Source organism: Pseudomonas sp. UYEF17, from assembly GCF_040546125.1.
Classification (GTDB): domain Bacteria; phylum Pseudomonadota; class Gammaproteobacteria; order Pseudomonadales; family Pseudomonadaceae; genus Aquipseudomonas; species Aquipseudomonas putida_Z.
This window is the reverse complement of record NZ_JBEPNE010000007.1, coordinates 99,292-111,929: the sequence shown is the minus strand read 5'-3', so window position 1 is coordinate 111,929 and position 12,638 is coordinate 99,292. Positions and strand designations below refer to the sequence as shown.

Sequence of the window (12,638 nt, the reverse complement as noted above, 5' to 3'; positions counted from 1 at the left end):
GCCTGCTTCGAAGCCAGGTACCGGCCTGTTGAGAGCAGACTTTTCGCGACACAGGGCCACTTCACAAGGGGATCGTGCAAGTAATGGGAACATGGGCCAGACCACTGCCCTCCCCGCATGGACATCACCTGCCTAGAGGCCAGCACAGCCCATGTGGGAGCGGCCCGCTCTCCAGCAGATGACCCATGGCTGCAGTGGGGTTCTGTAGGAGCAGCCTTGCGCTGCGAAGAGGCCGGTGCTGACAAAGCCTTTCTATCGGTTGTACCTGCCTCTTCGCAGCACAAGGCTGCTCCTACAAGGAACGCGTCAGACGAGCGATAATTGTTCTCTGCGCGACAGCACAACCCGAAAGGGCTGGGCAATCTCCCACAGGGATAGTGCAGGCTTTTGGAAATCGGGCTTGGGTCGCTGGCCCTGCAGAGATGCTACCTGCTTCGAAGCCAGGTACCGGCCCGTTGAGAGCAGACTTTTCGCGACACAGGGCCGCTTCACAAGGGGATCGTGCAAGTAATGGGAACATGGGCCAGACCACTGCCCTCCCCGCATGGACATCACCTGCCTAGAGGCCAGCACAGCCCATGTGGGAGCGGGCGCGCCCGCGAACACCGGCGTAGCCGGTGCCATCCATCGCGTCGCCTGCTTCGCGGGCCGCTCTCATAGAACAACACATGACTCATTGGTTCGGCGAGGTTCTGTAGGAGCAGCCTTGTGCTGCGAAGAGGCCGGTACTGACAAAGCCTGTCTGTTGCTTGTACCGGCCTCTTCGCAGCACAAGGCTGCTCCTACAAAGGACGCGTCAGACGAGCGATATTTGTTCTCTGCGCGACAGCGCAGCCCAAAAGGGCTGGGTAATCTCCCACAGGGGAATGCGCCCGTTTCTGGAGAGTTGGGCACACCGTTATACCACTGAGGCAGCACATGCATTGAAGGCTACACCACCTTCTGTGGGAGCAGGTGATGCCATGGATGGCACCGGCTACGCCGGTGTTCGCGGGTGAACCCGCTCCCACAGAGGGATCGCGCCGGTTTCCGGAGAATTGGCACAACGTTATCAGACGCCTATGCCAATTGCTGCCGGGAGCCCGCTCGGGAAAAGCGTTTGCGCATCGCCAAGGCAGGCTTCTCTACCAACCCCCACGACATATACCCCGCCAACCAGGACGCCGGCACGGCCGCCAACATCAGCCAGTAAGGCCCGGCCCATGGCATCGCCCACGCCAACACTTGCTGGATCGGAAATGCATACAGGTAGATACCGTACGAGTAATCCTCCACAAACGAAGGAAGCTTCAACTGCGGGCAATAAGCTACGTACAACGTGCCGTACATCGTCAGAACGGCAAACGCAAAAACCTCAAGGCGCCCACCCTTAGCCAACACGAACAACGCAACAAAGGCAAACAACAGCCAGCCGGTATACGGGATCACCGCCCGGTACGAATAGAACACCGCCCCTGCCAGGAAGCACACCACCAGCTTGAACGGGTACTCCGCAAAGGCTGGATGCAGGGCATGCAACCCCAGTGCAACCACCAACGCGGCAAGCGTCAAACCTGTCATCGGCCACCGGCAAACCTTGGCCACCAGCACCAATAGCCACAGCACCACGTACATGCGCATTTCCAATGGGATGGTCCACAGGCTGCCATTGACCGAAGCGCCATAGGGGCGCGGGGTAAAGCTCACCCCAGGCAAGAGGAACTGGGCATCCTTGAAAACCAGCAATGGGCTATAGACGTACCTGTAAACCTGGCGCTGGGAAAGATACTCATCAAGCGGCAGCGAGGTAATGACAGGCCCTAGCACAAAGGCCATGAGCAGCAGGCACACAAGCAAGCCAGGCAAGATCCGCAATGCGCGGGCCAGGTAGAAATCCCGGGTGCTATTTTTTTCACCACTGGCCGCGATCAGGAAACCGCTGACCATGAAGAATACTTCCACGCCCAGGCTATGTACCGGCACCGGCATACCCAGCAGCAGCCCAGGGTCGGTGCAACCCAGGCACTCCAGATAGGAGAGCGCAAAGGAATGCCCCACTACTACGGCAGTTGCCGCCAGCAGCCTGATGATCAGGAAATTGTTATCGCGCCCGCGACCTTCCATGACGTCGCCAAACATCAACATCGCACAATCCCCCGACATGGCCTTCTTTCAGCATAAAAAAAAGGCGACCCGAAGGTCGCCTTTTTTTACCGATCAAACAGAACTCAGTTCTGCTTGGCCATTGCTTCGCGCAGCAGCGCAGCCATGGTGGTGTCGGCAGCCGCTTCCGGAGCGTTTTTCAGGCTCTGGATGGCTTCGCGCTCTTCAGCATCGTCCTTCGACTTGATGGACAGGCTGATAACGCGGGACTTGCGGTCAACGCTGATGATCTTGGCTTCGATCTCTTCGCCTTCCTTCAGGACGTTACGCGCGTCTTCAACGCGGTCACGGCTGATTTCGGAAGCTTTCAGAGTAGCTTCGATGTCGTCGGCCAGGGTGACGATGGCGCCTTTGGCGTCAACTTCTTTCACGATGCCCTTGACGATAGCGCCCTTGTCATTGACAGCAACGAAGTTGGAGAACGGATCGTCTTCCAGCTGCTTGATGCCCAGGGAGATGCGCTCGCGCTCTGGGTCGACCGACAGGATGACGGTTTCCAGCTCGTCGCCCTTCTTGAAACGACGTACAGCTTCTTCGCCGGTTTCGTTCCAGGAGATGTCGGACAGGTGAACCAGACCGTCGATGCCGCCGTCCAGGCCGATGAAGATACCGAAGTCGGTGATCGACTTGATGGTACCGGTGATCTTGTCACCCTTGTTGAACTGGCCGGAGAAGTCTTCCCATGGGTTGGACTTGCACTGCTTGATGCCCAGGGAGATACGACGACGCTCTTCGTCGATGTCCAGAACCATGACTTCCACTTCGTCGCCAACCTGAACGACTTTCGACGGGTGGATGTTCTTGTTGGTCCAGTCCATTTCGGAAACGTGTACCAGACCTTCAACGCCTTCTTCCAGCTCAGCGAAGCAGCCGTAGTCGGTCAGGTTGGTAACGCGAGCCTGTACGCGAGTACCTTCTGGGTAACGGGCAGTGATAGCTACCCACGGATCTTCGCCCATCTGCTTCAGACCCAGCGAAACGCGGTTGCGCTCACGGTCGAACTTCAGAACGCGTACGTCGACTTCGTCGCCAACGTTAACGATTTCCGATGGGTGCTTGATGCGCTTCCAAGCCATGTCGGTGATGTGCAGCAGGCCGTCGATACCGCCCAGGTCCACGAAGGCGCCGTAGTCGGTGAGGTTCTTGACGATACCCTTGACCTGTTGGCCTTCCTGCAGGGTTTCCAGCAGGGCTTCGCGCTCGGCGCTGTTCTCGGCTTCCAGCACGCTGCGACGGGAAACGACAACGTTGTTGCGCTTCTGGTCCAGCTTGATGACCTTGAATTCCAGCTCTTTGCCTTCCAGGTGGGTGGTGTCGCGCACAGGGCGGACATCAACCAGGGAGCCCGGCAGGAACGCACGGATGCCGTTAACGTCGACAGTGAAGCCGCCCTTAACCTTACCGTTGATAACGCCCTTGACCACTTCTTCGGCGGCGAAAGCTGCTTCCAGAACAATCCAGCACTCGGCGCGCTTGGCTTTTTCACGGGACAGTTTGGTTTCGCCAAAGCCGTCTTCGACCGCGTCCAGCGCAACGTGAACTTCGTCACCGACCTTGATGGTCAGCTCGCCAGCTTCGTTGTAGAACTGCTCGAGCGGGATGACGCCCTCGGACTTCAGGCCAGCGTGTACGGTAACCCAGTCGCCGTCGATGTCGACAACGATACCGGTGATGATGGCACCCGGCTGAAGATTGAGGGTTTTCAGGCTTTCTTCAAAGAGTTCTGCAAAGCTTTCGCTCATTTTAATTCCTGTAGATTCGGGCGAAACAGACGCCCATAGCCACATTCCAGACAATGTGGGTTTGTTTTAAGTAAAGGAAAGCCGGCAGGACGTTGACTGGTGCCCCTGCCTGCTTTCCTGGCTATCAGAGAAGGTCGCGCAGTGCGATCTCGCTCCTGATACGTTGCAACACCTGCTCGATGGACAACTCGGTAGAGTCCAACTGAATGGCATCGACCGCTGGCTTCAGCGGGGCCACTGCACGTTGGGTGTCGCGCTCATCACGCGCACGAATCTCATCCAGCAGACTCGACAGACTAACATCTTCACCCTTGCCCTTCAACTGCAGGTAGCGGCGACGCGCCCGCTCCTCCGCGCTGGCGGTGAGGAAGACTTTCAACGGCGCGTCCGGGAACACCACGGTGCCCATGTCGCGGCCGTCGGCGATCAGGCCCGGCGCCTCGCGGAATTCGCGCTGGCGCACCAGCAGCGCATCGCGCACGGCCGGCAGCGAAGCAACCATCGAGGCACCGGCACCGACGGTTTCGGTGCGGATGACGTTGCTGACATCCTCGCCCTCGAGGATGATCTGTTGCAGCTTACCGGGCTCGGCGGCGATGAACTGCACATCCAGATGGGCGGCAAGCTTGGTCAGCAACTCTTCGTTGGTCAGGTCGACGCCGTGGTTGCTGGCGTTGAACGCCAGCAGACGGTACAGCGCGCCAGAGTCCAGCAACCTCCAGCCCAGCTCGCGGGCCAGCAGCCCGGCGACCGTACCCTTGCCCGAACCGCTTGGCCCGTCGATGGTGATGACCGGCGCCAGGGCACTCACGACTTGCCCTCTTCCGCCACGCGGATGCCCACCTCGGCGCACAGCGCCAGGAAGTTGGGGAACGAGGTGGCGACGTTGGCGCAATCGTGGATGCGGATCGGCGCGCTGGCGCGTAGCGAGGCAACGCTGAAGGCCATGGCGATACGGTGGTCACCGTGGCCATGCACTTCGCCGCCACCCAACTGGCCGCCGTCGATGATGATGCCGTCCGGGGTAGGCTCGCACTTGATGCCCAGGGTGATCAGGCCGTCGGCCATGACCTGGATACGGTCGGATTCCTTCACCCGCAGCTCTTCGGCACCACGCAGCACGGTACGCCCTTCGGCACAGGCAGCGGCGACGAACAACACCGGGAACTCGTCGATGGCCAGTGGCACCAGCTCTTCAGGGATGTCGATACCCTTCAGCTTGGCACCACGCACACGCAGGTCGGCCACCGGCTCGCCGCCGACTTCACGCTGGTTTTCCAGGGTGATGTCGCCGCCCATCAGGCGCAGGATGTCGATCACGCCGGTACGGGTCGGGTTGATGCCAACGTGCTCCAGCACCAGTTCGGAGCCTTCGGCGATGGACGCCGCCACCAGGAAGAACGCCGCCGAGGAAATGTCGGCCGGCACTTCGATACGGGTGGCAGTGAGCTTGCCGCCGGACTGCAGCGAGGCCACCGGGCCGTTGCTGTCGACGCTGTAGCCGAAGCCGCGCAGCATGCGCTCGGTGTGGTCACGGGTTGGCGCAGGCTCGGTGACGGTGGTCTTGCCTTCGGCGTACAGGCCGGCCAGCAGCAGGCAGGATTTAACCTGGGCACTGGCCATCGGCAGCGTGTAGGTCAGCGCCTTGAGCTTGTGGCCACCGCGGATGGTCAGCGGCGGGCGGCCCTCAGGGCCGGTCTCGACCACGGCACCCATTTCGCGCAGCGGGTTGGCCACACGGTTCATCGGGCGCTTGGACAGCGAAGCGTCGCCGGTCATGGTCACGTCGAACGGCTGGCCGGCCAGCAGGCCCGACAGCAGGCGCATCGAGGTACCCGAGTTGCCCACGTAAAGCGGCCCGGGTGGCGGCTTGAGGCCGTGCAGGCCGACGCCGTGAATGGTCACGCGACCGTGGTTGGGGCCTTCGATGACCACACCCATGTCACGGAATGCCTGCAGGGTCGCCAGCGCGTCCTCACCCTCGAGGAAGCCTTCGACCTCGGTGGTGCCTTCGGCCAGCGAGCCGAGCATGATCGAGCGGTGGGAAATCGACTTGTCGCCCGGTACGCGGATTCGCCCGGACAGGCGGCCACCCGGTTGGGTCAGGAAAATCAGATCGTTGGCGTTCATAGCGTCCACATAGGCCCGGCGGGCCAGGATTTTACTGAAATGCTCGCGGGCAACGCGTGCGCGGGTGAATACACCCAGCAGCTGGTGCCCGTCCCCTTCAGCGATCGCGTCGCGCAAGGCGTCGAGATCGCTGCGATATGTATCAAGCGTGCGCAGGACAGCGTCGCGGTTGGCGAGAAAGATGTCGTGCCACATGGTCGGGTCGCTGCCGGCGATTCTCGTGAAATCGCGGAAGCCTCCCGCAGCGTACCGGAAGATTTCGAGGTTTTCATTGCGCTTGGCCAGTGAATCGACCAGGCCGAAGGCCAGCAGATGCGGCAGGTGGCTGGTGGCGGCAAGCACTTCGTCGTGGCGTTCGACCGACATGTGCTCCACATCGGCGCCCAGCTCGCGCCACAGGCGGTCGACCAGGGCCAGGGCGGCCGGGTCGGTTTCGGCCAGCGGCGTGAGGATGACCTTGTGCCGACGGAACAGGGTGGCGTTGGAGGCCTCTACCCCGCTCTGCTCGGAGCCGGCGATGGGGTGGCCGGGGACGAAGCGCGGCAGGCGTTCCCCAAAGACGGCCCGCGCCTCACGCACGACATTGCCCTTGGCGCTGCCGACGTCGGTGATGACGGCATCGCCAAGGTCAAGCCTGGCCAAGCGGGCCAGTACCTTTTCCATGGCCAGGATCGGCACGGCCAACTGGATGACATCGGCACCGACACAGGCGGCAGCAAGGTCTTCCTCGCAGCGATCGACCACGCCCAGGGCCACGGCCTGCTTGCGCGAGGGCGCGTCCAGGTCGACACCGACCACTTCGCGGCACAGGCCGCTTTCACGCAGGCCCTTGGCGAACGAGCCACCGATCAGGCCGAGGCCGACCACGACCAGGCGATTGATGATTGGTGCGGGTTTGGTTTTTGCTGCATTTACCACTGGTGCGAACCCTGTTCAGAAATCTAGACAGCCTGTGAGGGCCATTGGGGCTGCCTTGCAGCCCATCGCGACACAAGGCCGCTCCTACAGGGGCCAGTACAGTTTCGAGGCCTGCACAATACCTGTAGGAGCGGCCTTGTGTCGCGACGGGGCGCGAAGCGGCCCCAACCATCTCAAATCAAAGCACCGCCTTCGGATACGAACCCAGCACCTTCAGCGCCACAGCCTCCTGGCTGATCTGCTCGAGCACCGCCTTGATCAGCGGGTCGCGGTGGTGGCCGACGAAGTCGATGAAGAACACGTAGGTCCACTTGCCGCTGCGCGATGGGCGGGTCTCGATGCGGGTCAGGTCGATGCCGTTCTGGTGGAACGGTACCAGCAGCTCGTGCAAGGCACCCGGCTTGTTGCTCATCGAAACGATGATCGAGGTCTTGTCGTCGCCGGTCGGCGGCACTTCCTGGCTGCCGATCATCAGGAAGCGCGTGGAGTTGTCCGGGCGGTCTTCGATCTTTTCGGCCAGGCGAGTCAAACCGTACAGGTTGGCCGCCATGTCGCCGGCGATCGCCGCCGAGTTCCACTCGCCCTTGACCCGCTTGGCCGCCTCGGCATTGCTCGACACGGCCACGCGCTCCACGTTCGGGTAGTGCGCGTCCAGCCACTTGCGGCACTGGGCCAGCGACTGGGCGTGGGAGTAGATGCGGGTGATGCTGTCGGTCTTGGTGTTCTCGCCCACCAGCAGGTGGTGGTGGATGCGCAACTCGACCTCGCCGCAAATCACCATGTCGTGCTCGAGGAAGCTGTCCAGGGTGTGGCTGACCGCGCCTTCGGTGGAGTTTTCCACCGGCACCACGCCGAAGTTGACGGCACCGGCCGCCACTTCGCGGAACACTTCGTCGATGGCCGCCATCGGCCGGCTGATCACCGCGTGGCCGAAGTGCTTCATGGCCGCGGCCTGGGTGAAGGTGCCCTCAGGGCCGAGGTAGGCGATTTTCAGCGGCTCTTCCAGGGCCAGGCACGACGACATGATTTCGCGGAACAGCCGCGCCATCTCTTCGTTGTCCAACGGGCCCTTGTTGCGCTCCATCACGCGTTTGAGCACGGCGGCTTCACGCTCGGGGCGGTAGAACACCGGCTTTTCGCCTTCCGCCAGCGAGGCGGTCTTGACCTTGGCCACTTCCTGGGCGCAACGGGCGCGCTCGCTGATCAGCTCGAGGATCTTCTCGTCGAGGCTGTCGATGCGAACGCGCAGCGCCTTCAGTTCGTGCTCGGACATCAGCCGTGCTCCTTCTCGAATTCGGTCATGTAGGCCACCAGGGCTTCGACTGCTTCAAGGCCCAGGGCGTTGTAGATGGAGGCGCGCATGCCGCCTACCGAACGGTGGCCCTTGAGGTTGAGCAGGCCACGGGCATCGGCGCCGGCGAGGAAGGCCTTGTCCAGGCGCTCGTCAGCCAGACGGAACGGCACGTTCATCCACGAACGGGCGTTGTGGCTGATCGGGTTGGTGTAGAACTCGCTGCTGTCGATGAAACCGTACAAGCGGTCTTTCTTGGCGCGGTTGCGCTGCTCCATGGCATCGACGCCACCCTGCTCTTTCAGCCATTCGAACACCAGGCCCGAGAGGTACCAGGAGTAGGTGGCCGGGGTGTTGTACATCGAGCCGTTGTCGGCCGAGACCTTGTAGTCGAGCATGGTCGGGCAGCTGCTGCGGGCGCGGCCCAGCAGGTCTTCGCGCACGATCACCACTACCAGGCCGCTCGGGCCGATGTTCTTCTGCGCGCCAGCGTAGATCAGGCCGTACTGCGACACGTCGATCGGGCGCGAGAGAATGTCGGACGACATGTCGACCACCAGCGGTACGTCACCGGTTTCCGGCACCCAGTCGAACTGCAGGCCACCAATGGTCTCGTTGGACGCATAGTGCACGTAGGCAGCGTTCTTGGTCAGCTTCCACTCGTTCTGGCCCGGGATGGCCAGGTAGTCGTAAGGCTTGGCGCTGGCGGCGACGTTGACGTTGCCGAAGCGGCGCCCTTCCTCTATGGCCTTTTTCGACCAGATGCCGGTTTCGATGTAGTCGGCGGTGCCGTTTTCCGGCAGCAGGTTCAGCGGGATTTCGGCGAACTGCTGGCTGGCGCCGCCCTGCAGGAACAGCACCTTGTAGTTGGAGGGGACGGACAGCAGGTCACGCAGGTCCTGCTCGGCCTTTTCGGCGATGGCCACGTAATCGTCGCTGCGATGGCTCATTTCCATCACCGACAAGCCCTTGCCACGCCAATCCAGCATCTCGGCCTGGGCGCGCTGCAGAACAGCGTCAGGAAGCGCGGCAGGGCCTGCGCAGAAGTTAAAGGCTCGTTTGCTCACATCCACTCTCGCTCTGCCAAATGGTACAAAATCGTTTCTTGCAGGCCACTCACTGCTCTTTGTAGGAGCGGCCTTGTGTCGCGATAGGGCCGCAAAGCGGCCCCCAGCTTTTTGCAGCGCCGCTGAAATCCTGGGGCTGCTGTGCAGCCCTTTCGCGACACAAGGCCGCTCCTACAAAAAGCTCGCCCCACCAAAGGGAGGTTCAGTATTGCCTGCTGTAATCAGTCAAACGGGGCGACCTTGGTCGCCCCGTTCGGGTTTTACGCTTGCTTACTCCTGCGGGGCCTCTTCGGCACCAGCAGCTTCTTCGTTGTCTGGCGCTTCAGCCTCGACGCCCTCTTCGTCCGTCTCGATCACATCATCGAGTTCGTCCTCGGAAGGCTCCTGAATACGCTCCAGGCCCACCAGCGTCTCGTCGGTAGCCAGCTTGATCAAGGTCACGCCCTGAGTGTTACGGCCCAGGCTGGACACTTCGCCAACGCGGGTACGCACCAGCGTGCCCTGGTCGGAGATCAGCATGATCTCTTCGCCTTCCTGCACCTGGATGGCGCCGATCAGCAGGCCATTGCGCCCCTTGGTACCCATGGCGATCACGCCCTGGCCACCACGGCCGCGACGCGGGAACTTGGACAGCGGTGTGCGCTTGCCGAAGCCACGCTCGGAGGCGGTGAGGATCTGCGCGCCGGATTCCGGGATCAGCATGGAGATGATCTGCTGGCCCTTGCCCAGCTTCATGCCGCGCACGCCACGGGCATTACGGCCCATCTCGCGCACCACGCTTTCAGCGAAGCGGATCACCTTGCCGGCGTCGGAGAACATCATGACTTCCTTGGCACCGTCGGTGATGGCCGCGGCGATCAGGGTGTCACCTTCCTTCAGCTTCAGGGCAATCAGGCCGTTGGAGCGCGGACGGGCGAACTGCACCAGCGGGGTCTTCTTCACGGTACCCGAAGCGGTGGCCATGAAGATGTAGGCGCCGGTCGGCTCGGCTACCCACTCAGGGGTGTCGCCGTCTTCCTCGTCCACTTCCTCGGCCTCGACCACTTCGCCTTCGAGCACGGTGTCTTCCGCGTCCTCCAGCTCTTCGTCGGCGTCAGCGTTCTGCTGCAGGGCCTCGAGGTCGATCTGCAGCATGGCGGTGATGCGCTCACCTTCCTCCAGCGGCAACAGGTTGACCAGCGGGCGGCCGCGGGCGGCGCGGGACGCTTCAGGGATGTCGTAGGTCTTCAGCCAGTACACCTTGCCCTTGCTGGAGAACAGCAGCAGGGTGGCATGGCTGTTGGCAACCAGCAGGTGCTCGACGTAGTCCTCGTCCTTCACCCCGGTAGCCGACTTGCCTTTGCCGCCACGGCGCTGGGCCTGGTAGGCGGACAGCGGCTGGGTCTTGGCGTAGCCGCCGTGGGAGATGGTCACCACGCGCTCTTCTTCCGGGATCATGTCGCCGTAGTTGAGGTCGTGGCGCGCATCGAGGATTTCGGTACGGCGGGCATCGCCATATTCGGCGCGGATCGCTTCCAGCTCTTCGCGGATCACTTCCATCAGGCGCTCGGCGCTGCTGAGGATGCGGATCAGCTCGCCGATCTGCTCGAGGATTTCCTGGTACTCGGCCAGCAGCTTCTCGTGCTCCAGGCCGGTCAGGCGGTGCAGGCGCAGGTCGAGAATGGCCTGGGCCTGTTCCGGCGACAGGTAGTACTTGCCTTCACGCAGGCCGTACTGCTCCGGCAGGTCCTCGGGACGGCAGGAGTCGGCGCCGGCGCGCTCGACCATGACCTGCACGGCACTGGATTCCCAGGCAGTGGAGACCAGGGCCTCCTTGGCTTCGGACGGGGTCGGCGAGGCCTTGATCAGGGCGATGACCGGGTCGATGTTGGACAGCGCGACCGCCTGGCCTTCGAGGATATGGCCGCGTTCGCGGGCCTTGCGCAGCTCGAACACGGTACGGCGGGTCACCACTTCACGGCGGTGACGCACGAACGCTTCGAGCAGGTCCTTGAGGTTGAGCAGGCGCGGACGGCCGTCGACCAGGGCCACCACGTTGATGCCGAATACGCTCTGCAGCTGGGTTTGCTGGTAGAGGTTGTTGAGCACCACCTCCGGCACCTCGCCGCGACGCAGCTCGATGACGATGCGCATGCCGTCCTTGTCGGATTCGTCGCGCAGCTCGGTGATGCCTTCGATCTTCTTCTCTTTGACCAGCTCGGCGATCTTCTCGATCAGGCGAGCCTTGTTCAGCTGGTACGGCAGCTCGGTAACCACGATCTGCTGGCGGCCACCGACCTTGTCGATGTCTTCGATCTCGGAGCGGGCACGCATGTAGATGCGACCACGGCCGGTACGATAGGCCTCGATGATGCCCTGGCGGCCGTTGATCAGGCCGGCAGTCGGGAAGTCCGGGCCAGGGATGTGCTGCATCAGCTCATCGATGGTGACTTCGGGGTTGTCGATGAGTGCCAGGCAGCCATCGATGACCTCGCCGAGGTTGTGCGGCGGGATGTTGGTCGCCATGCCCACGGCAATACCGCTGGAGCCGTTGACCAGCAGGTTGGGAATACGGGTCGGCATGACTGCCGGGATCTGCTCGGTGCCGTCGTAGTTGGGCACCCAGTCGACGGTCTCCTTGTGCAGGTCGGCCAGCAGCTCGTGGGCCAGCTTGGCCATGCGCACTTCGGTGTATCGCATGGCTGCGGCGTTGTCGCCGTCCACCGAACCGAAGTTGCCCTGGCCGTCGACCAGCAGGTAGCGCAGCGAGAACGGCTGGGCCATACGCACGATGGTGTCGTAGACCGCGGTGTCGCCGTGCGGGTGGTACTTACCGATCACGTCACCGACCACACGGGCGGATTTCTTGTACGGCTTGTTCCAGTCGTTGCCCAGTTCGCTCATCGCATAGAGAACGCGACGATGCACGGGCTTCAAGCCGTCACGCGCATCGGGCAGCGCTCGCCCGACAATCACGCTCATCGCGTAGTCGAGGTAAGACTGTCTCAGTTCGTCTTCGATATTGACCGGGAGGATTTCTTTGGCCAGTTCGCCCATGAGAAGCCTGATTCCTTTTTCTGGTGAAACTTCGCAGCTCCATCAAGGGCCGAACGAAGCTCGCCGCCGCAACGCATAAGGGTGCGACGACTTACGACAAATCAATGAGTTGTGCCATGGATCTGCGCAATGAAGGCCGCCGTGGTGGGCGGTCTTGGAAACTGCCGGATGTTATCACAAAGGCAGGGGCGGTGGGGAGATGTGGCAGGTGGCCTCACACGAGGTTGAATCTGGATTTTTTATAGCCTGTGCCGGCCTCTTCGCGGGTAAACCCGCTCCCACAGGTACACCACCGCCCTCAGGCCTTGTGCT

7 protein-coding genes are annotated in these 12,638 nt (G+C 62.2%); all 7 read right to left on the bottom strand.

Features of this window, described 5'->3' with window-relative positions; genetic code table 11:
- Positions 1-1,059: 1,059 nt before the first annotated feature.
- Positions 1,060-2,124 (bottom strand): acyltransferase family protein, encoded by a 1,065-nt coding sequence (locus ABIB24_RS13560; RefSeq protein WP_354316619.1) that lies wholly within the window; start codon positions 2,122-2,124, stop codon positions 1,060-1,062.
- Between the two features lie 83 nt (positions 2,125-2,207).
- Complete coding sequence (gene rpsA, locus ABIB24_RS13555; protein ID WP_003252673.1) at positions 2,208-3,884, bottom strand: 30S ribosomal protein S1; 1,677 nt, start codon at positions 3,882-3,884, stop codon at positions 2,208-2,210.
- A 124-nt stretch (positions 3,885-4,008) separates the two neighbouring features.
- Positions 4,009-4,695: a (d)CMP kinase gene (cmk, locus tag ABIB24_RS13550; RefSeq protein WP_003260862.1), complete on the bottom strand. Its 687-nt coding sequence runs from the start codon at positions 4,693-4,695 to the stop codon at positions 4,009-4,011.
- Positions 4,692-6,899, bottom strand: a complete 2,208-nt coding sequence (locus ABIB24_RS13545; protein WP_354316690.1) for a bifunctional prephenate dehydrogenase/3-phosphoshikimate 1-carboxyvinyltransferase — start codon at positions 6,897-6,899, stop codon at positions 4,692-4,694. Before ABIB24_RS13545 ends, cmk begins: the two co-directional genes overlap by 4 nt.
- A 211-nt stretch (positions 6,900-7,110) precedes the next feature.
- Positions 7,111-8,205 (bottom strand): prephenate dehydratase, encoded by a 1,095-nt coding sequence (gene pheA, locus ABIB24_RS13540; RefSeq protein ID WP_025338102.1) that lies wholly within the window; start codon positions 8,203-8,205, stop codon positions 7,111-7,113.
- Positions 8,205-9,290: a 3-phosphoserine/phosphohydroxythreonine transaminase gene (gene serC, locus ABIB24_RS13535; RefSeq protein ID WP_025338101.1), complete on the bottom strand. Its 1,086-nt coding sequence runs from the start codon at positions 9,288-9,290 to the stop codon at positions 8,205-8,207. Before serC ends, pheA begins: the two co-directional genes overlap by 1 nt.
- A gap of 270 nt (positions 9,291-9,560) precedes the next feature.
- On the bottom strand, positions 9,561-12,326 hold the full coding sequence (gyrA, locus tag ABIB24_RS13530) for a DNA gyrase subunit A (RefSeq protein ID WP_274079245.1): 2,766 nt from the start codon (positions 12,324-12,326) through the stop codon (positions 9,561-9,563).
- Positions 12,327-12,638 lie beyond the last annotated feature (312 nt).